16 protein-coding genes are annotated in these 19,760 nt (G+C 67.7%); 10 read left to right on the top strand and 6 right to left on the bottom strand.

Annotated features, from left to right (window positions below; genetic code table 11):
• Positions 1 to 897 precede the first annotated feature (897 nt).
• Together DID98_RS01445 and DID98_RS01440 are read left to right on the top strand one after the other, a co-directional pair.
• Positions 898 to 1,680, top strand: coding sequence for a Crp/Fnr family transcriptional regulator (locus DID98_RS01445; protein WP_124484962.1), 783 nt, complete (start codon positions 898 to 900; stop codon positions 1,678 to 1,680).
• Between the two features lie 32 nt (positions 1,681 to 1,712).
• Positions 1,713 to 3,104, top strand: a complete 1,392-nt coding sequence (locus DID98_RS01440; protein WP_185640813.1) for an undecaprenyl-phosphate glucose phosphotransferase — start codon at positions 1,713 to 1,715, stop codon at positions 3,102 to 3,104.
• A 73-nt stretch (positions 3,105 to 3,177) separates the two neighbouring features.
• On the opposite strand, the gene DID98_RS35680 is transcribed toward DID98_RS01440, so the two are convergent.
• A complete protein-coding gene (locus DID98_RS35680) occupies positions 3,178 to 3,351 on the bottom strand; it encodes a hypothetical protein (RefSeq protein ID WP_185640812.1) in 174 nt (57 codons plus the stop codon).
• A gap of 342 nt (positions 3,352 to 3,693) precedes the next feature.
• On the opposite strand from DID98_RS35680, the gene DID98_RS01435 reads away from it, so the two are divergent.
• Together DID98_RS01435 and polX are read left to right on the top strand one after the other, a co-directional pair.
• Positions 3,694 to 4,086, top strand: a complete 393-nt coding sequence (locus DID98_RS01435) for a TraR/DksA C4-type zinc finger protein (RefSeq protein WP_124519602.1) — start codon at positions 3,694 to 3,696, stop codon at positions 4,084 to 4,086.
• A 167-nt stretch (positions 4,087 to 4,253) separates the two neighbouring features.
• Positions 4,254 to 6,047: a DNA polymerase/3'-5' exonuclease PolX gene (gene polX / locus DID98_RS01430; protein ID WP_124570043.1), complete on the top strand. Its 1,794-nt coding sequence runs from the start codon at positions 4,254 to 4,256 to the stop codon at positions 6,045 to 6,047.
• 33 nt (positions 6,048 to 6,080) lie between these two features.
• Here the strand turns inward: polX and ald are convergent, their stop codons facing one another.
• On the bottom strand, positions 6,081 to 7,196 hold the full coding sequence (ald, locus tag DID98_RS01425) for an alanine dehydrogenase (RefSeq protein ID WP_124484957.1): 1,116 nt from the start codon (positions 7,194 to 7,196) through the stop codon (positions 6,081 to 6,083).
• Between the two features lie 350 nt (positions 7,197 to 7,546).
• On the opposite strand from ald, the gene DID98_RS01420 reads away from it, so the two are divergent.
• From DID98_RS01420 to DID98_RS01395, 5 genes are all read left to right on the top strand, one after another.
• Positions 7,547 to 7,963 carry a DUF3995 domain-containing protein gene (locus DID98_RS01420; protein WP_124570041.1) on the top strand — a complete coding sequence of 139 codons (417 nt, stop codon included), beginning with the start codon at positions 7,547 to 7,549 and terminating at the stop codon, positions 7,961 to 7,963.
• 638 nt (positions 7,964 to 8,601) lie between these two features.
• Positions 8,602 to 9,339: a gluconate 2-dehydrogenase subunit 3 family protein gene (locus DID98_RS01410; protein WP_124484955.1), complete on the top strand. Its 738-nt coding sequence runs from the start codon at positions 8,602 to 8,604 to the stop codon at positions 9,337 to 9,339.
• A complete protein-coding gene (locus DID98_RS01405; RefSeq protein ID WP_124570039.1) occupies positions 9,339 to 11,117 on the top strand; it encodes a GMC family oxidoreductase in 1,779 nt (592 codons plus the stop codon). The genes DID98_RS01410 and DID98_RS01405 overlap by 1 nt, the downstream gene beginning before the upstream one ends.
• Positions 11,114 to 12,541: a cytochrome c gene (locus tag DID98_RS01400; RefSeq protein ID WP_124519594.1), complete on the top strand. Its 1,428-nt coding sequence runs from the start codon at positions 11,114 to 11,116 to the stop codon at positions 12,539 to 12,541. The genes DID98_RS01405 and DID98_RS01400 overlap by 4 nt, the downstream gene beginning before the upstream one ends.
• 209 nt (positions 12,542 to 12,750) lie before the next feature.
• A complete protein-coding gene (locus DID98_RS01395; protein ID WP_124519592.1) occupies positions 12,751 to 14,466 on the top strand; it encodes a cation:proton antiporter in 1,716 nt (571 codons plus the stop codon).
• Positions 14,467 to 14,661: 195 nt separating this feature from the next.
• Here DID98_RS01395 and DID98_RS01390 read toward each other — a convergent pair whose 3' ends face one another.
• From DID98_RS01390 to DID98_RS01380, 3 genes are all read right to left on the bottom strand, one after another.
• Positions 14,662 to 16,554: a penicillin-binding protein 2 gene (locus tag DID98_RS01390; protein WP_124519590.1), complete on the bottom strand. Its 1,893-nt coding sequence runs from the start codon at positions 16,552 to 16,554 to the stop codon at positions 14,662 to 14,664.
• A gap of 36 nt (positions 16,555 to 16,590) precedes the next feature.
• Positions 16,591 to 16,863 (bottom strand): hypothetical protein, encoded by a 273-nt coding sequence (locus DID98_RS35675; protein ID WP_185640811.1) that lies wholly within the window; start codon positions 16,861 to 16,863, stop codon positions 16,591 to 16,593.
• 139 nt (positions 16,864 to 17,002) lie between these two features.
• On the bottom strand, positions 17,003 to 17,350 hold the full coding sequence (locus DID98_RS01380) for a DUF3564 family protein (protein ID WP_044842963.1): 348 nt from the start codon (positions 17,348 to 17,350) through the stop codon (positions 17,003 to 17,005).
• 640 nt (positions 17,351 to 17,990) lie between these two features.
• On the opposite strand from DID98_RS01380, the gene DID98_RS01375 reads away from it, so the two are divergent.
• Positions 17,991 to 19,202 (top strand): SDR family oxidoreductase, encoded by a 1,212-nt coding sequence (locus tag DID98_RS01375; RefSeq protein WP_124519586.1) that lies wholly within the window; start codon positions 17,991 to 17,993, stop codon positions 19,200 to 19,202.
• Between the two features lie 82 nt (positions 19,203 to 19,284).
• Here DID98_RS01375 and hpaR read toward each other — a convergent pair whose 3' ends face one another.
• The gene (hpaR, locus tag DID98_RS01370) at positions 19,285 to 19,725 is read right to left on the bottom strand and encodes a homoprotocatechuate degradation operon regulator HpaR (protein ID WP_044842965.1); all 441 of its coding nucleotides are present in this window, start codon (positions 19,723 to 19,725) and stop codon (positions 19,285 to 19,287) included.
• Positions 19,726 to 19,760 lie beyond the last annotated feature (35 nt).

Here is a 19,760-nt window from a genome sequence, read left to right as displayed (position 1 = left end):
CCTCGTAGGGAGCGATCGCACATCGCGCGACGCCATCCACGGGGATTTAGCACGCACGTGCGGATTCGTGTTCATAGAAATTCGAATGCCGATGGCGGAAAAGGCTAGCACGCAATTCAATTCGATAAATTGCGCATTACGTCACTTCACAATGTTTGACGATTTGGGGTAAATGAAAAGGTTATAGGTATTTGAAGATCGTCTTCGTATGAATTAATTGCACTGGAGGGTGAATCGCGAATTCGGTGCTGATCGAGAATCAATCCGGCAACGAAGTGCATCGTACAAGAAAAATATCTAGAATGCATTGAACATTATTTGACAATTTAGATTCGCGGGTATGATTTATTAATTGAATCATGGTGTTGCGTGAGATATGTGCGTTTGATTACAGTGTTGTAAATTAATCCGGCGATTCATATTTGAGACAGTTTCAAACGACCATTCGAGCGTGCGGCACGCGACTCTGGCCCGGTTGAGACATCATGGAAACAATTGAAAACCGGGTGTAAGTTATTGAACGATAAGACTCCCGCGCCGCTGCCGGTTCCACTGCCGGCCCCGCGCTCAATGATCAGTCGAATTGCCGGCTGCGTCCGCGACGCAAGCGGGTGTCCGGAAATGAGACGTTTTTTGCGGTTTTCGACCGGCTATTCGGGGGCGCTAAATCGCAAGTCATTTATATATTAAGGATGGAGCGGGTATTGGCACGTAAATCGCTTATCGAAACGGGCGTGTCGAAACGGGACTGCCGATTCGATCCAGCGGCGAGACGCTGTGGGTCGATTGGATCGAGGGTTGTGGGCCGCAACCCGCGTCGCCGTCCGGGCGCGCATCGCGATAACGAATTCCGCTGACGCGGCTGCATGCGGCGCGGACGATAAAAGGGATACAGACATGCTTCATCTTCACTCGAGCTACTCGGCGAATGCCATCCTCGATGCCCTTCCGGAGGACAGCATCCGTGCCATCGCACCGCACCTCGAACTGGTCCGGATCAAGGCCGGCATGCTCGACCGTGTCGGGGAACCGATGCGCCACCTGCATTTCCCGACCACCGCCATGATGTCGGTGCAGCACCTGATGGAGGACGGAGCGATGGTCGAGGTCGCCGTGGTCGGCCGCGAAGGTGTGGTCGGCCTCGCGACGCTCGTCGGCGGCACCGCGGTATCGAATCGCGTCGAAGTCCGTATCGGCGGGATGGCCTACCGCGTGCCGACCTGCGTGATGCGCTCGGAATTCGAACGTTCGCCGGCGACGTATCGGCTGCTGCTGAACTATTGCCAGGCGACGATGGCGCAGATTTCGCGCAGCGCGTTGTGCAACCGGCATCACTCGGTCAGCGAGCAGTTGAGCCGCTGGCTGCTGCTCGCGCATGACCGGATCGACGGCGACGAACTGGCCGTCACGCAGCAGACGATCGCGAACATGCTCGGCGTGCGTCGCGAAGGCGTGACGGAAGCGGCCGGCAACCTGCAGGAAGCCGGGCTGATCCGTCAGCGTCGCGGCCGCATCACCGTGCTCGATCGCGACGGTCTCGAGCGCCAGGCATGCGAGTGCTACGAGCTGATTCGCGCGGACTATCGCCGGCTGCTCGGCACGCGGGCCGGCGCGCGTGCGTTGCCGGTGCGGCCGCGCATGCAGGACCTGCACGGCGGTTTCCCCGCGCACGGTGTGTGACGATGCATGCGATGGCGGGTGGAACGAATGCGATGCGACGCGCCGCGATCGCCGCGGTCGATGTTGCGCTGGTGCTGGCAGGGGCGCTCGCCGCGCAGGCTGCGATGGGGCTCGCGTGGCACGATCTGTCGGACGCGCAGCGCGGCACGGTCGCATTGCTGTGCGTGCTGACCGTCGCGCTGTTGCCGCGCAGCGTGCGCGTGACGCGCGGCGCGGCGTCGCCGCACGACGGCGGTGCCGTGCTGACGCGCACGGTGGTGGCCGTCGTGTGCGTGGGCACGCTGACGGTGGCCGGCACGATGTGGATCATGAACCGCGGCGGCACGGTCACGACGCGCTGGATCGCGCGGACGGTGCTGTCCGGCGACGCGGCACTGCTGCTCGGCAGGCTGGCACTCTGCGCGCTGGCGATGAAGCGTGGCGATCCGCGCACGCGGCAGCGGCGGGTTGCGGTCGTCGGGGCGACCGCTTACGGACGGGTGGCGATCGAGCGCATGCAGCTCGAACCGGCCGGGCCGTTCGCGGCTGCCTGCGTGTTCGACGACGATGCACCGGCCGCGGCCACGACTGACGGGATCGGCGGCGTGCCGGTGATCGACGACTGGGGCGCGTTGCGGCGCATGATCCGCGGCGGCGAGATCGACGAAGTGTGGCTCACGCTGCCGATGTCGCACGAGTCACGCATCCAGCGCATCGTGCGCGAACTGCGCGACGAGTTCGTCGAGCTGCGGCTGTTGCCGGACGTGCGGCAGATGGCGGTCGTCGAGCGATCCGCGACCGATGTGCTCGGCATGCCGGCCATCAACCTCGCGACCACGCCGCGTTCCGCGCCGGAACTGTGGGCGAAGTTCGCGTTCGACCGGCTGTTCGCCGGCGCCGTGCTGATTCCGCTGCTGCCGCTGCTCGCGGCGCTGGCGATCGCGGTGAAGCTGTCGTCGCCGGGGCCCGTCTTGTTCAGGCAGCGCCGCAAGGGCGCCGACGGGCGCGAGTTCCATATCCTCAAGTTCAGGACGATGCGCGTGCATCGCGTACAGCCCGGTATCGTGCGACAGGCCTCGCGCAACGATGCGCGCATCACGCCGGTCGGCGCGTTCCTGCGACGCACGTCGCTCGACGAGTTGCCGCAGTTCTTCAACGTGCTGTTCGGCCAGATGTCGGTGGTCGGCCCGCGTCCGCACGCGATCGAACACGACGACTTCTACCGGCAACTGATCGACTGCTACATGTATCGCTATCGCGTCCGGCCGGGAATCACGGGATGGGCGCAGGTGAACGGCTATCGCGGCGAGACGCGCAAGGTCGAGGCGATGGCCGCGCGCGTGAAGTTCGACCTGTTCTACATGCAGAACTGGAGCTTCTGGTTCGACATGAAGATCATCCTGATGACGGTCGTGCGCGGCTTCGTCGGGCGCAACGCATTTTGATGAAGAGGATTACGAAGTATCGAGCGTCGACTCGTGCTTCCGGCCTCGATACGACGCGTCCCGCAACCGCGCTTCAGCTGTGCGCCGGCGGCTGAGCGGCTGCCGGCAACGCAGCGGGCGAGACGGCGGGGCTGGCGTCGGGCGCGGCTTGCGCGCTCGACGGCTGGATGGCGTGCTGGATCGTCGGCACGACCATCGTCGGGAACAGGGCCGCAAGGGCCACCCAGATGACGACGCCGAACAACATGACGTTCTCCCGGAAAGCCGCGGATTCGCCGCGCATGCTCTCAATCTACGACGCAACTTTTTACAGGGGATTGATCGACCTCAACGGCGGCTGCGTCAGACGAATGCTGCCTCGCGGGGTTTTCGCATCGGTCCCCGGTTTCTGATGCGCGATGCGGGCGCTGACGCCGGTCAACACATGCGTGTGCATTGGGTTTATGCTGCGTCGAATGCGTCCCGCACTTCATGTGGCCGGACGCGCATCCGGGCACGACGAGCCGGGCATCCCGGGCCGCCGTGCACCGGCGCGACAACCGCGCGCCGCATGCCTCATTGCGCGGAACCCGGAAAAGGAGGGACGGCGATGGCGCTCGATCGAGAACAACGGCAGACGCTGCAGCGACGGCTGACCGAGAGCGAGCTGGCGTTGCGTGCGGAGATCCGGACGAGCGAGGACCAGCGCGCGTCGGAGTCCTATGCGGAGCTTGCCGGCGCGGCGCCGGACGAGGGCGACGAGGCCAATGCCGATCTGTTCGTCGACATGGATCACGCGCTGATCGGGATGAAGCTGGCCGAGTTGCGCGCGATCGGGCGCGCGCAGCAGCGCATGCGCGACGGCAGCTACGGCGAGTGCATCGATTGCGATGCACCGGTCGGCTACGAGCGACTGCTCGCGCGCCCGACCGCCGAGCGTTGCACGCATTGCCAGTCGATATACGAGCGGCGCTACGCGACGACACCGCGCGCATCGCTGTGACGTCGGTGCAGGGGCCACGCAAGCAGCGAGCCCCGCGCGGAACGACACGGGCAATCGGCGCAGGATGACCAACGGGCACCCGCCGCCGTCGACATGCGGCGCCGGGCGGGCCGACGCCGGCACGCCGGCGCACGGCGCCATCCACGTGGAAGGGAGCCACGCCGATCATGCCGATCCACAATGCCGAGTGCGCGGCCGTCTTCACCGAAATCGCCGACATGCTCGAGATCCAGGGCGCCAACCCGTTCCGGGTGCGTGCCTACCGCAACGCGGCCCGTACGATCGCCGACTACGGGCGCGACATTCCGGCGATGATCGAGAGCGGCAGCGATCTCGGCCGGATTCCATCGATCGGTGCCGATCTCGCGGCGAAGCTGCGCGAGATCGCCGCGACCGGTACCTGCGAACTGCAGCAAACGCTGCGCCATGCGTTGCCGGGCGCGATCGTCGAACTGCTCGACGTGCCGGGGCTCGGCGCGAAACGCGTCAAGGCGCTGCATGACGCACTGCACGTCGACTCGCTCGAGCAACTGCGCGTCGAAGCGAAGAGCGGGCACGTGCGCGCGCTGCCGGGTTTCGGCGCGAAGACCGAAGCGCACCTGCTCGACGCGCTCGACGAGCGCCTGAAGCGCGAGCCGCAGCGCTTTCTGCTGCCGGATGCCGCGCAATCGCTGATGCCGTTGCTCGAGCGCTTGCGCAAGGTGGGCGGCGTCGGCGAAGCGGTGCCGGCCGGCAGCTTTCGCCGCTGCCGCGAGACGGTCGGTGATCTCGACATCCTCGTGACCGCACGCGATCCGGCCGCCGTGGCCGATGCGTTCGTCGGCTATGGCGAGGTCGCACGCGTGCTCGCGAACGGCAAGACGCGTTCGAGCGTCGTGCTCGGCAACGGGCTGCAGGTCGACCTGCGCGTCGTCGACGCCGACGCGTTCGGCGCGGCGCTCGTCTACTTCACGGGATCGAAAGCGCACAACATCGCGCTGCGCCGGATCGCGCAGGCCGGCGGGCTGAAGATCAACGAATACGGCGTATTCCGCGGCGACGAGCGGATCGCGGGCGCGACGGAGGCATCCGTCTACGAGGCGATCGGCCTTCACTGGGTGCCGCCCGAGTTGCGCGAGGGCCGCGGCGAGATCGACGCGTCGCGCGTCGGCGCGCTGCCGGCGCTGGTCGAACGCAAGCACGTTCATGGCGATCTGCATGCGCATACCGACGCATCGGCAGGGCGCGACAGCCTGCGCGCGATGGCGGACGCGGCGCGTGCGCGCGGGCTCGCGTATCTGGCCGTCACCGATCGCACGCCGGAGTCCGGCGGCGGCCGTACCGATGCCGACTGGCTCGTACGGCAGATCGACGAGATCGACCGCCTCAATGCGTCATTCGACGACTTCGTGCTGCTGAAGGGCGTCGAGGCGGGCATTCGCGAGGACGGCAGCCTCGATGTGGCCGACGACGTGCTCGGCCGGCTCGATCTCGTGGTCGGCGCGGTACGTGACCGCTTCGACCTGCCGGGCGACGCGCAGACCGAGCGGATGCTGCGCGCGATCGATCACCCGTATTTCACGATCCTCGCGCATCCGACCGGCCGGCTGCTCGGCGAACGCGACGCATGCGAACTCGACGTGCCGAGCGTGCTCGCCGCGGCCGCCGCGCGCCACTGCTTCGTCGAACTCGACGGCGACCCGCGGCGGCTCGATCTGCCGGACGTCTGGTGCCGCGAGGCCGCCAAGGCCGGCGTCGCGGTGGCGATCGGCTCGGACGCGCGGTGCGCGGACGATCTGGACAATCTTGGATACGGTATCGGCCAGGCGCGGCGCGGGTGGCTCACGCGACAGGACGTGCTCAACACGCGCACGCTCGCGCAACTGCGGCCGCTGCTGGCGCGCACGATGGGTGCTAGTGGTGCGAGTGGCACAACCGGCACAAGCATCGCGTCGAAGCGCGGCCGCCCGACGCGCGCGTGACGGCGCACGTGCGCGCCGTCACGCATGCCGAAGTCAGGCCAGCACGTCTTCCGCCGGTACGTACGGCAGCCCGAGCGCCAGCGCGACGGCCTCGTACGTGATGTGGCCGTCGCACACGTTCAGGCCCGCGCGCAGATGCGGGTCGTCGGCCATCGCGCGTTTCCAGCCCTTGTCGGCGAGCGCGAGCGCATGGCCGAGCGTCGCGTTGTTCAACGCGAACGTCGATGTGCGCGCGACCGCGCCAGGCATGTTCGCGACGCAGTAATGCACGACGCCGTCGACGACGAAGGTCGGCTGCGCATGCGTCGTTGCATGCGAGGTCTCGAAGCAGCCGCCCTGGTCGATCGCGACGTCGACGACGACGGCGCCCGTGCGCATCGTCGCGATCATGTCGCGCGTGACGAGCCGCGGCGCCGACGCGCCCGGCACGAGCACCGCGCCGATCACGACGTCGGCGTCGCGCACGGCTTCGTCGATCGTATGCGCGTTCGAGCAGACGGTCGCGATCCGGTTCGCGAAGACCAGATCGAGCTGGCGCAACCGGCCCACGTTCGTGTCGAGCACGGTGACGCGCGCGCCGAGGCCGACCGCCATCTGCAGCGCACCGGTGCCCACCACGCCCGCGCCGAGCACCACGACGTGCGCGGCCGGCACGCCGGGCACGCCGGCCATCAGCACCCCGCGGCCGCCGCGCGGGCTTTCGAGGTGCGTCGCCGCGACCTGGATCGACATGCGGCCCGCGACCTCGCTCATCGGCGCGAGCAGCGGCAGTCCGCCGCCCGGGCCCGTCACGGTTTCGTACGCGATGCAGACCGCGCCGGACTTCACGAGCGCGGCCGCCTGCTCGGGATCGGGGGCGAGATGCAGATACGTATAAAGAATCTGTCCGCGCCGCAGCATCGCGCACTCGGCCGCCTGCGGCTCCTTGACCTTGATGATCATGTCGGCGCGCGCGAAGAGGTCGCGCGCGTCGTCGCACAGTGCGGCGCCGGCGGCCGTGTAGTCGTCGTCGAGCAGACCGATTGCCGTGCCCGCGCCGCGCTGCACGAGCACGCGATGGCCGTGTCGCGTGAGCTCACGTGCGCCGGCCGGCGTGAGGCCGACGCGGTATTCGTGATTCTTGATCTCCTTCGGCACACCGATCAGCATGAGTTGTCTCCATGGGTATTTGTCATGGTTGTCGTGCCCGGGCGCGCCGCGATCGTCCGATCGTGCGTGCCGGCGAACGGCACGTGTGCGACGGTTGCGCATGCACGGTTCGCGTGCCGTACTGGAATAAGAGGGTAGCGGTGCCCGGAGGGAAGTCAAGCGGCGGCCCGATGCGACGGCGCGTGCACTGCACCGCAACACGCGGCATGGCGTATTGCGACCGGACGTCGCACTGCATGCGGCACGCGGTTTGGGTATCGTCTCGTGTGGCGCGGAGCGGGGCCGCGCGCCGGATTCCTTCCGGCTGGATCACGACACGACGACACGATGAGACAAGGAAGCTTACCGACATGACGGGCGCGTATTTCAGCGTGCCGACGCTTTGTGCGATCGCACTCCTTCACGTCTATTGGGCGTTCGGCGGACAGCTCGGCAAGCGTGCGGCCATTCCGGAACAGGACGGCGTACCGCTGCTGCGGCCGACCGTGCCCGGCACGCTCGCCGTCGCGGCGGCGTTGCTGGCCGGCGCAAGCGCGGTGGCGTCGCGCGCGGGCTGGCTGTGGCAGAACCTGTATCCCGGCGCGATCACGTTCGCGATCGTTGCGCTCGCACTGATCTTCGCGGTGCGCGCCGTCGGCGATTTCCGCTACGTCGGCTTCTTCAAGCGGGTTCGCGGGTCGCGTTTCGCGCGCATGGACAGCCTCTGTTACTCGCCGCTGTGTTTGGCACTTTCGTTGTCGATCGCGTCGATGCTGTGGCCGTGGTGAGCACTGCGGCGAGCGGGACGGCCGTTTTGCTGCGAGCCAAGCGGTAACGCGCGTCGCGGGCGCCGCATCGGAAAGCACCGGGCGGCGCGGGCACGGCAACCCTGAAAAACGACGGGCGCCGGTCGGGCGACGCCCGCGCGTGCGTCCGGCCCTGCGATCGACGCCGCGGCCGCGCCACGGCTCTTGCGTATTCCGGAAAACGATTTCCTCATTATTGCGATTTTCGATGTAATGAATTGCACCGAACCCTTTGGAAATGGAACCGGTTCCATCTATAATTCGCGGCATTTGTCGCCGGGCCCGAATTGAGGGTCGTGCACGTTGCGCTTGCCGTCGGCCGGCGCGGTGTCTAAGTTGAATAGGCCATGGCGATGAGGGGCAGATGCGGGCGGCAAGCCCGTATTTGTCCGACGATAAGACCCGCGAAGAGGTCGACCCCGCGCGGCTGCCGGAACCGGCGCGCCGCGCGGCTGCATGACGGGCGCCACCGCGCAGTGCGCGGCCGGCGCCTGCATCGAGCTTGCTCGCAACATCGCAAGAAAGGACGGCCGGCCGCGCGCGGCATGGCTGCCGTGTCGGGCATGCCGCATCCGGAATGCGGTTCCCGAATCACGCTCCCCAACGATCAACATCCGACCATGTCCACGCCACCCGACAAACCCAACTCGCGTCGCCGCTTCCTGCGCACGTCGGTCGCGCTCGTGCCGATCGCGTCGGTCGCCGGTTGCGACCTGCGCTCGTCGTCGTCCTCGACCGCGGCCGGCAATGCCTCCACTGCGTCGGCCGGCGCCGAACGCGCGCCGTACAAGCCGACCTTCTTCGATGCGAAGGAGTGGGCGTTCGTCCAGGCCGCCGTCGACCGGCTGATCCCGGCCGATGCCGAAGGCCCGGGCGCGCTCGAATCGGGCGTGCCCGAATTCATCGACCGCCAGATGGAAACCCCGTACGCGCACGGCGCGACGTGGTACATGCAGGGGCCGTTCCAGCAGGGCGTGCCCGAGCTCGGCTACCAGCTCAAGCTCGTGCCGCGCGACATCTACCGGCTCGGCATCGCGGCGGTCAACCGCTATTGCGAAAAGGCCCACGGCAAGGCGTTCGCCGACCTCGACTCGCCGACCCGCGACACCGTGCTCGGCGAACTGGAAAAAGGCGGCGCGCAGATCGACGACGTGCCGTCCGCGGTGTTCTTCGGCCTGTTGCTGCAGAACACGCGCGAAGGCTACTTCTGCGATCCGGTGCACGGCGGCAATCACGACATGGCCGCGTGGAAGATGATCGGTTTTCCGGGCGCGCGCGCCGACTTCATGGATTTCGTCAATCAGAACGGCAAGCCCTATCCGTACGGCCCCGTCTCGATCAACGGGGAGCGCACCTGATGGCCGCAGAAAAGAAGCCGCACGTCGATGCGGTGATCGTCGGCTTCGGCTGGACCGGCGCGATTCTCGCGAAGGAACTGACCGAAGCGGGCCTGAACGTCGTCGCGCTCGAGCGGGGCGAGTATCGCGACACCTATCCGGACGGCGCGTATCCGAACACGATCGACGAGCTGACCTACAACGTCCGCAAGAAGCTGTTCCTCGACCTGTCGAAGACGACCGTGTCGATCCGCCACGGCGTGCAGGACACCGCGCTGCCGTACCGGCAGCTCGCCGCGTTCCTGCCGGGCGAGGGCGTCGGCGGCGCGGGGCTGCACTGGTCGGGCGTGCATTTCCGGATCACGCCGGAGGAACTGCGCCTGCGCAGCCACTACGAGGAGCGCTACGGCAAGAAGTTCATCCCCGAGGGGATGACGATCCAGGACACGGGCGTCACCTACGACGAACTCGAGCCGTATTTCGACTTCGCCGAGAAGGTGTTCGGCACGTCGGGGCAGGCGTACAAGGTCGGCGGCAAGGTGGTCGGCGACGGCAACGTGTTCGAGGCGAACCGCAGCGACAACTTCCCGCTGCCCGCGCAGCTCAATACGTATTCGGCGCAGCGCTTCTCCGACGCCGCGAAGTCGCTCGGGCTGCATCCGTACCGGCTGCCGTCGGCGAACACGTCGGGTCCGTACACGAACCCGTACGGCGTGCAGATGGGGCCGTGCAACTTCTGCGGCTACTGCAGCGGCTACGCGTGCTACATGTACTCGAAGGCATCGCCGAACCTGAACATCCTCCCGGCGCTGAAGCAGGTGCCGAACTTCGAGCTGCGCTCGAAGTGCCACGTGCTGCGCGTGGACCTCGACGACACGAAGAAGCGCGCGACGGGCGTCACCTACGTCGACCCGGCCGGCCGTGAAGTGCACCAGCCGGCCGATCTCGTGATCGTCGCCGCGTTCCAGTATCACAACGTGCACCTGCTGCTGCTGTCGGGCATCGGCAAGCCGTACGACCCGATCTCGGGCGAAGGCGTGGTGGGCCGCAATTTCGCGTACCAGAACCTGTCGACGATCAAGGCGTTCTTCGACAAGGACACCTACACGAACCCGTTCATCGGCGCGGGCGGCAACGGCGTCGCGGTGGACGACTTCAACGCGGACAACTTCGACCACGGCCCGCTCGGTTTCGTCGGCGGCTCGCCGCTGTGGGTGAACCAGGCCGGCGTGAAGCCGATCAGCGGCATCGCGACGCCGCCCGGCACGCCGCAGTGGGGCGCCGCGTGGAAGAAGGCCGTGAAGGACAACTACGCGCACACGATCTCGATGGACGCGCACGGCACGAACATGTCGTACCGCGACGTGTACCTCGACCTCGATCCGACCTATCGCGATTCGTACGGCCAGCCGCTGCTGCGGATGACGTTCGACTGGAAGGACAACGACATCAGGATGGCGCAGTACGTGACCGGACAGATGAAGAAGATCGCGGAGGCGATGGGGCCGAAGGCGATCGGCGTGTCGACGCGCGAGTTCGGCAAGCACTTCGATTCGCGCGCATACCAGACGACCCACCTGGTCGGCGGCGCGATCATGGGCACCGACCCGAAGACGAGCGTGCTGAACCGCTACCTGCAGTGCTGGGACGTGCACAACGTGTTCGTGATGGGCGCGTCGGCGCTGCCGCAGGGCATCGGCTACAACCCGACCGGGATCATCGCGGCGCTGGCCTACTGGTCGGCACGTGCGATCCGCGAGCAATACCTGAAAAATCCCGCCCCGCTGGTGACCGTATGAAGAGGACAGTGAACCACCACAACGCCGCGCGCCGGATTTCCCCGCTGCGGCGCGCACTGGCGATCGGCACGGCATGGGCGGCGTTCGGTCTCGCGGGCGGCGCCGCGTTCGCGCAGCCGGTATCCGCGCCCGCCGCGGCTTCGGGCCCGGCCGCCGCACCGGTCGCGCAGTCTGCCGACGCCAACCTCGTCAAGCGCGGCGAATATCTGGCCCGCGCGGGCGACTGCATCGCGTGCCACACCGCGAGCGGCGGCAAGCCGTTCGCGGGCGGGCTGAAGTTCGACACGCCGATCGGCGGCATCTACTCGACGAACATCACGCCGGACCCGAAGACGGGCCTCGGCGGCTGGACGTATGAGGACTTCACCCGCGCGGTGCGCGAGGGCGTGCGCAAGAACGGCGACACGATGTACCCGGCGATGCCGTACCCGTCCTATGCGCGCCTGACCGACGACGACATGAAGGCGCTGTACGCGTACTTCATGCACGGCGTCGCGCCGGTCGAGCACGCGAACCGCGCGGTCGACATCGTGTGGCCGCTGTCGATGCGCTGGCCGCTGACGTTCTGGCGCAAGATGTTCGCGCCGGCGCCGAAGCCGTTCGATGCGGCGCCGTACAGCGATCCGGTGGTCGCGCGCGGCGCGTATCTCGTGCAGGGGCTCGGCCATTGCGGCGCGTGCCACACGCCGCGCGCGGCGACGATGCAGGAACGCGCGCTGACCGACGCGGGCGGCCTCGACTTCCTGGCCGGCGGCGCGGCGATCGACGGCTGGGTGCCGACGAGCCTGCGCGGCGAGCCGCGCACCGGGCTCGGCACGTGGAACGAAACGGAGATCGTGCAGTTCCTGAAGACCGGCCGCACGCTGCGCACGGCCGCGTTCGGCGGGATGACGGACGTGGTCGGCCACAGCATGCAGCACATGAGCGACGGCGACCTGACCGCGATCGCGCGCTACCTGAAGACGCTGCCGCCGCGCGTGCAGGGCGAGCAGCCGCACGTGTACGACGCGGCCGCGGCGAAGGCGCTGCAGACCGGCGACGCGAGCAAGCCGGGCGCCGCCGTCTATCGCGACAACTGCATGGCGTGCCACCGCAGCGACGGCCACGGCTACACGCGCGTGTTCCCGGCGCTCGCCGGCAACCCGGTCGTGCAGGGCGACGATCCGACGTCGCTGATCCACGTCGTGCTGGAAGGCAGCGCGCTGCAGGGCACCCATACGGCGCCGTCGACCTTCACGATGCCGCCGTTCGGCTGGCGCCTGTCGGACCAGGAAGTCGCGGACGTGTCGAACTTCGTGCGCACGAGCTGGGGCAATACGGGCGCGCCGATCACGGCCGCGCAGGTCGCGAAGGTGCGCAAGGGCACGCCGTCGACGCGGCCCGAGCCGCCGCCGGGCGCGCGGTTCCCGCAGGCGTCGCGCTGACGCACGCGGCGGGGTATCCGGCCCCGCCCGATCGATCCGCCTCGCGGCGCCCACCGGCCCGCGGGGCGTGTTCCGCCCGCCCGGGGTTGTACCCCGCACTGGCGTGCCGACGCGTGAATTTTTCGCCGTGGCGCGCCAATTTTTCGCCTCATCCCTTATCCTTCCATTCTTGAACCTTACTAAATCGTTACAAGAACTCGGGAGGGGGGATGCCTCATGACATCAGCCTGATTGCGTTGCTCGCGGCCGGTTTCGGTCTCGCGATGATCTTCGGTTACCTCGCGTCGCTGCTGAAAATGCCGCCGCTCGTCGGCTATCTGCTCGCCGGGATCGTGATCGGCCCCGGCACGCCCGGTTTCGTCGGCGACCTGTCGCTCGCGCAGCAGCTCGCGGAAGTCGGCGTGATGCTGCTGATGTTCGGCGTCGGCCTCCATTTTTCGCTCGGCGACCTGCTCGCGGTGAGGAAGATCGCGCTGCCGGGGGCCGTCGTCCAGATTATCGTCGCGACGCTGCTTGGCGGCGGGCTCGCGCTCACCTGGGGCTGGAGCCTCGGCGCGGCGCTCGTGTTCGGGCTCGCGCTGTCGGTCGCGAGCACGGTCGTGCTGTTGCGGGCGCTCGAGGGGCGCGGGCTCGTCGAGACGGTCAACGGACGCATCGCGGTCGGCTGGCTCGTCGTCGAGGATCTCGTGATGGTGCTCGTGCTCGTGCTGCTGCCGCCCGTCGCGGGGCTGCTCGGCGGCACGCCGCCCGGCGATGCGCACGCGGCCGGCGGCAGCGTGTGGGGCACGCTCGGCGTCACGATGCTGAAGGTCGCCGCGTTCATCGCGCTGATGCTCGTGGTCGGCAAGCGCGTGTTCCCGCGCATCCTGTGGCTCGTCGCCCGTACCGGTTCGCGCGAACTGTTCACGCTGTGCATGATCGCCGCGGCGGTCGGCATCGCGTTCGGCGCGGCAAAGCTGTTCGACGTGTCGTTCGCGCTCGGCGCGTTCTTCGCCGGGATGATGATGCGCGAGTCGGAGTTCAGCCGGCGTGCCGCCGACGAGACGCTGCCGCTGCGCGACGCGTTCTCGGTGTTGTTCTTCATTTCGGTCGGGATGCTGTTCGACCCGAAGGTGCTGCTCGCCGAGCCGCTGCATGTGATCGAGGTCGCGGCGATCGTGCTGATCGGCAAGACGCTCGCGGCGGTCGCGCTCGTGATCGCGTTCCGCTATCCGCTGAACACCGCGCTGACGGTCGGCGCCGGCCTCGCCCAGATCGGCGAGTTCTCGTTCATCCTCGCGGGGCTCGGCCGTGCGCTCGGGCTGTTGTCGGCCGAGGGGCAAAGCCTGATTCTCGCGGTCGCGCTGATCTCGATCGCGATGAACACGCTGCTGTTCGCGATGATCGATCCGGCGCTCGTATGGATCCGCAAGCATTCGGCGTTCGCGCGCAAGCTCGAGGCACGCGACGATCCGCTCGCCGCGCTGCCGATGTCGACGCCGCAGACGCACCTGACCGGCCAGGTCGTGATCGTCGGCTACGGCAAGGTCGGCACGCGGATCGCGCATGCGCTGGACGAGCGCGGGATCGCCTATGTCGTCGTCGAGCAGAATCGCGAGCTCGTCGAGAAGCTGCGCGCGGACGGCGTCGCGGCCGTGTCGGGCGACGCGATCGAGCCGATCGTGCTCGTGCAGGCGCATATCGCGCGCGCCGGGATGCTGGTCGTCACGCTGCCGGACGTATTCGACGTGCGGCAGATCGTCGAGATCTCGCGCACGCTCAATCCGGCGCTGGAGGTCGTGCTGTGCACGAACAGCAGCGACGAGGCCGACCTGCTGTCGAGCGAGGGCATCGGCATCGTGTTCATGGGGGAGAGCGAACTCGCGCGCGGGATGACCGAGCACGTGCTCGGCAGGATGGCGAAGCCGGTGGCGGCCGCGCATTGATGGTTAGCGGCCGGGATCGCTCGGATCGACAGGATCGCTGCGACTGCGCGGATCGCCGGGATTACAGGATTGCGCCGGCCTCTCGGAACGGCGCGTGCGGCGGGTTCTACGTAGCGAATAGCCGATCTCGATCGGTCAGCCGACCTGTTCGCCGCCGCGCCACGCCCCGGCGACTTCACCAACGCCCAGGCGGCTTCAGCCCGCCGCCTTCGTCTGTACGGCCGTGCCGGATTGCGCGGCCGTTTTCACAGGTGCCGACGCCTGTTGCCCGGCTGCCGTCTTTGGTTGCACGGCGGCCTTCGGCGCCACGACCGTCTTTTGCGGCGCGGCAGCCTTGAGCGGCGCATTCGGTGTCGGCTCGACCGGCGCGTCCGGCGGCACGCCGAGCAGCTGCAGCGAGCCGCTCGTGACCGACGAGAACACCGGGCCGGCCACCGTGCCGCCGTAATAACCCTTGCCGCGCGGCTCGTCGATCATCACCGCGACGATCAGGCGGGGGTTGCTCATCGGCGCCATCCCCGCGAACAGTGCGCGGTACTTGCCCTTCGCATAGGTTGCGCCGACCTGCTTGCGCGCCGTGCCCGTCTTGCCGCCGATCCGGTAGCCGTCGACGCGCGCGCGGCGCCCCGTGCCGCCTTCGCCGACGGCCGACTCGAGCATCGAACGGATCGCCGCCGCGGTCTGCGGCGACGTCACGCGATGGCCGCGATGGGCCTCGATCGTCTGCGGGTCGGAACCGTTCCTCAGCAGCGACACAGGGTGCAGCGTGCCGTCGCCCGCATAGGCGGTGTAGGTCTGCGCGATCTGCAGCAGCGACATCGACAGCCCGTAGCCGTACGCCATCGTCGCCTGCTCGATCGGCCGCCAGCGCTTGTAGCCGCGCAGGCGGCCCGACGCGACGCCCGGGAACGTCAGTTCCGGCGCGCGGCCGATCCCGTATTCCTGGTACTTGTTCCAGATCGTTTCGGCGGGCAGGTTCAGCGCAAGCTTCGCGAGCGCGACGTTGCTCGACTTCTGCAGTGCCTGCGAGACGGTCAGCGAGCCGTGGTTCGACGTGTCGTGGATCACGGCCGGGCCGATCTTGTAGGTGCCCGGCGACGTGTTGATGATCGTGTTCGGCGTGACCTTGCGCTCGTCGATCGACAGCGCGACGACGAGCGGCTTGATCGTCGAGCCCGGCTCGAACGTGTCGATCACCGCGCGGTTGCGCAGCTGCTGGCCCGTGAGGCGTGCACGGTCGTTCGGGTCGAAGGTCGGATAGTTCGCGAGCGCGAGGATTTCGCCGTTCTGCGCATCGAGCACGACGACGCTGCCGGCCACCGCGTTGTTCTCGAGCACCGCGGCCTTGAGCTGGCTGAACGCGAGTTGCTGGATCCGCCGGTCGATCGTCAGTTCGATCGTCGCGCCGTGCTGCGCGGGCACGAGCGGGCGCGTGTCGGACACGATGCGGCCGAGCCGGTCGCGGATCACCTCGCGCTGCCCGGACGTACCCGACAGCCGCCCGTTCGCCGCGAGCTCGACGCCTTCCTGGCCCTTGTCCTCGACGTTGGTGAAGCCGACCACGTGCGCGGCCGATTCGCCCTCCGGATAGAAGCGCTTCGAATCGGCGATCTGCGTGATGCCGTCGATTTCGAGCTTGCCGAGCCGGCTTGCGGTCTCGGCGTCGATCTGCCGCTTGAGCAGCACGAACGTACGGTCGTTGCGCAGGCGGCGCTTCACCTCCGCGAGCGGCATGTCGAGCAGCTTCGCGATCTGCGGATAGTCGATTTCGGCGACCTGTTTCGGGTTCGCCCAGATTTCATAGGTCGACAGGCTGACCGCGAGCATCGCGCCGTTGCGGTCGACGATGCGCCCGCGCATCGCGTCGAGCTCGATCGTGCGCTGGTACCGCTTCTGGCCTTCCCCGACATAGAAATCCTGGTTCGCGACCTGCACCCAGAACGCGCGTCCGATCAGCGCGGCGAAACCGAGGGACACCATGATCACGACCAGCTTCGAGCGCCACATCGGCAAGCGCGACGCGAGCATCGGGTGCTTGGTCGCGGCGGCGTACGGATCGGCGGGGTGGGTCTTCTTTTTCACGCGCATGCAAGGGCCGGGTCGGGCCGCCGGACGGGCGGCAAGTCAATCGGAATAATGTGATTGTAATAAATGAGTAAACGTCGTGTGGGGAAACTGTGCTTCGGCCCCGTAAAAGATGCGCGTCGGCGGCCGGGCTTCGGGCGGAAAAGGCGGGATGAAGGCGGGAACGAAGGCAGGAACGAAGGCAGGAACGAAGGCAGGAACGAAGGCAGGAACGAAGGCAGGAACGAAGGCAGGAACGGCGGCGCGGGCATTGCCCGATGTCGCCGCCGAATCGGAATGGCGCGGCGGGTCTTGACCGCGGATGCGACTCAATCAACCCGGCCCCGATTATTTTCGGGACGGAAAAATAAAAACGCCTCGAAGAGAGGCGCCGTTATTTCTGAATATCGAAATGAATATCACGGAAACCGGAATAAACCCGAAAACCGCAGAGGATTGCCGTCAAAAATACCTATCGCGCGACGGAAATGAATTCGTGGTATTCCGGCTCCGCCGTGGAGCGATCGACCGCCTGCAGGCGCCACGCGCCGTCGGGGTGCTCGCCGGCGAGCACCGCGGGACCTTGTTCGCGCTGCATCGCGCTGAACGACAGGCCCTTCAACTGGCACACGGCATTCCCGCTGTCGGCGGCGCAGAGGGCCATCGCGCCTTCCACGTCCCGAACCTTGCCCCAGGCCGGTAGATCGATGCCCTGGTGTGCCTCGCGCGACCACAGCCGCTCGTCGGTATCGACCCACAACACCGCGTACGAGTGCCGGGTTGCCGATTCGCTGCCATTAATCCGGATAGTGAGGCGCATTGGAACGTCTCCTGGAAAGTAGAAAATGACACATTCGACCGATTTGGTTTGGATAGTCTAGATAGACTGCAGTGAAACGCAAGCGATAATCCTCAATAAATCCGCATTGTGTCTATTGGTGTCTCGGATGAAAGGACGTCTGACGATACGCGCGGATTCCGGCCCCGCGCGCAAACGCAGACGACACCGCGATCTGCATGCCGCGGCCTCGCTCCGGGTCTGCCCGGGATATGCGATGACTAGGCCGGGGCGCGTCGATGTGTCGCGCCGAAGCGCTGGCCCGCAGCACGCCGGCGAACCTCCGTCGCAAGCTGCCCGACCGGGCGTTTCACCGATTTGACGAGCCGGCCGGCACGACACACCCCGACATTCGTGCACAAATCCACACACTTTCACGAAACTTTCAGGACAGACTTGCGGACGATCCGGCCCCACACTTGGATTTTCCCGATCCTGCGCCGCGGACGTCCGTCCGTGGCGGGCCGCCGCCTCGTGTCAGAGACGCGATCGACGCGATCGCGGGCCGCAGCCGGTCGGGACTGCCGGGGCGAGCGTCGGCCCCGGCCCGGCCGACCGCCGTGCGCAGCGCCGCGATCCGGGGCTGCCGCGCCGTCCGGCCGATTCTTCGAAGGAGACTATCGTGCTGATCTGGAAAACCGCGTTGTCGCTCAACTGGCGCACGAGCCTCGTGTCGCCGGCCAGCGCACCGGTCGCGGCGGCCAACGTCGGGCGGCTGGTGCTCACCGGCGCCACCGGCTTCATCGGCAGTACCGTGCTGACGGCGCTCGTCAACGCAGGCTTGCTCGAGCGCATCGTGTGTGTCGTGCGCGCCGGGAATCGCGGCCACGCGGTCGCGCGTTTGCGTGAAGCGGCGCTGCGCGCGGGGCTCGCGCCGTACTGGGCATCGCGTCTCGGCGACGCGAACGTGGTCGTCGGTACACTCGGCGACGTGTGGCAGGGCGCCGACGCGCCGCGTCTCGCCGGCGCGACGCACGTGATTCACTGCGCGGGCCACGCGTCGCCGGCCGACGGCAGGCATCTGCGGGCTGACCTCGCCGATTCGCTGCGCTTTGCCGAGCGGTTCGCGCACGCACCGCAACTGCAGCGTTTCGTGTACGTCGGCACCGCTTATGCGCATGCGGGCCGCGGCGGGATCGTTTACGAGGAGATGGCGGGTGCGGCGGCGAGCGACGCGGCGCAGGGCAGCGACGGGCTGCACGGCGCGGTGCTCGCGGCCGGCTACCTGCAGGCGAAGGCGGAAACGGAGCAGCGCCTGCGCGCGCTCGGGCTGCCGCTCGTCGTCGTGCGTCCGTCGCACGTCGTCGGTCACACGGTGCTCGGCACGCGGCCCGCGCCGAACTCGTTCTGGATGTTCCGCGTCGCGCACGCGGCGCGCCGCTTCACGGCACGGCCGATGACGCGCATCGACATCGTGTCGGTCGACGACGTCGCACGCGCGACGATGCTGCTGGCCGTGAAGCCGACGCTGATGCACGACGTGTACCACGTGTCGGCCGGCGACGAGGCGCCGCAGGTCGCGCAGATCGTGCGTGCGATGGACGAGGCGGCCGGCATGACGGGCGCGCCGCGTTACGCCGCGTGTGCGCCGGCCGACCTGCCGTTCGTGGTGCGCGACGTGCTCGGGCGGTCCGATCCGGCGCTCGAGCGCGTGATCGGCCGGGCGTTGCAGCGTGGCGCGGAGTTCGCGACGGTCGATCGCGTGTTCGACAACCGCCGCGTGCGCGACGAAATCGATTTCGAGCCGCTGCCGTTCATCGATTACGTCGAGGAATGCATGCGCACGTCCCGCGGCGTCGCGGTGACCGAACTGATGCGCGGGGCGCTGCACTGACGGCCCGCGCGATCCGCGGCTTGCCGGTTCCCGGGTTCGGGTTCGCCCGCCGCCGCTCGCCGCGGTCCGGCCGCGGCGGGCCCTACGACGCGTTGCCGAGTTCGATCAGCCGGTCGAGCGCGCGGTAGATGTCGTCCAGGCCGTCCTGGCCGAAACGCGCTTCGAGCTGGCGATACTGCTCGTCGATGCGCGGGCCGATTTCGGTCACCAGCTTCCTGCTTTGCGGCGTCAGGCTCACCAGCAGCCGGCGCTGATCTTCCTGCGCGCGTGTGCGCGTGATCAGGCCGTCGCGCTCCATCCGTTCCAGCACGCCGGTGAGGCTCGGGCTGAGGATGCAGCAGCGGCGCGCGATCTGTCCCGCTTCGAGCGCATTCGCCGGCTCGCCGTCGAGCACGCGGATGATCCGCCATTGCTGTTCGGTCAGCGCGAATTCCTTGAGAATGGGGCGGAACAGGCCCATCAGCGTTTCGCGGGCCTCGAGCAGCAGCATGGCCAGGTTGCGATGGTCGAGCGTACGGTTCATCGGGGGTGGGGAATGGACGGGGACGCATCAATCTT

Origin of the sequence: Burkholderia sp. Bp8984, from assembly GCF_003853755.1 — a bacterium.
Taxonomy (GTDB): domain Bacteria; phylum Pseudomonadota; class Gammaproteobacteria; order Burkholderiales; family Burkholderiaceae; genus Burkholderia.
Note: the sequence above shows the minus strand (reverse complement) of the source record. Positions and strands in the feature narration are given on the sequence as shown.

Coding starts and splice junctions, on each gene's coding strand:
- ald (WP_124484957.1), bottom strand. CDS start 7,196: ATGCTGATCGGTGTGCCGAAGGAGATCAAGAATCACGAATACCGCGTC.
- DID98_RS01390 (WP_124519590.1), bottom strand. CDS start 16,554: ATGCGCGTGAAAAAGAAGACCCACCCCGCCGATCCGTACGCCGCCGCG.
- DID98_RS01420 (WP_124570041.1), top strand. CDS start 7,547: ATGACGGGCGCGTATTTCAGCGTGCCGACGCTTTGTGCGATCGCACTC.
- polX (WP_124570043.1), top strand. CDS start 4,254: ATGCCGATCCACAATGCCGAGTGCGCGGCCGTCTTCACCGAAATCGCC.
- DID98_RS01405 (WP_124570039.1), top strand. CDS start 9,339: ATGGCCGCAGAAAAGAAGCCGCACGTCGATGCGGTGATCGTCGGCTTC.
- DID98_RS01400 (WP_124519594.1), top strand. CDS start 11,114: ATGAAGAGGACAGTGAACCACCACAACGCCGCGCGCCGGATTTCCCCG.
- DID98_RS01395 (WP_124519592.1), top strand. CDS start 12,751: ATGCCTCATGACATCAGCCTGATTGCGTTGCTCGCGGCCGGTTTCGGT.
- DID98_RS01435 (WP_124519602.1), top strand. CDS start 3,694: ATGGCGCTCGATCGAGAACAACGGCAGACGCTGCAGCGACGGCTGACC.
- DID98_RS01440 (WP_185640813.1), top strand. CDS start 1,713: ATGCGACGCGCCGCGATCGCCGCGGTCGATGTTGCGCTGGTGCTGGCA.
- DID98_RS01410 (WP_124484955.1), top strand. CDS start 8,602: ATGTCCACGCCACCCGACAAACCCAACTCGCGTCGCCGCTTCCTGCGC.
- DID98_RS01380 (WP_044842963.1), bottom strand. CDS start 17,350: ATGCGCCTCACTATCCGGATTAATGGCAGCGAATCGGCAACCCGGCAC.
- hpaR (WP_044842965.1), bottom strand. CDS start 19,725: ATGAACCGTACGCTCGACCATCGCAACCTGGCCATGCTGCTGCTCGAG.
- DID98_RS35680 (WP_185640812.1), bottom strand. CDS start 3,351: ATGTTGTTCGGCGTCGTCATCTGGGTGGCCCTTGCGGCCCTGTTCCCG.
- DID98_RS01445 (WP_124484962.1), top strand. CDS start 898: ATGCTTCATCTTCACTCGAGCTACTCGGCGAATGCCATCCTCGATGCC.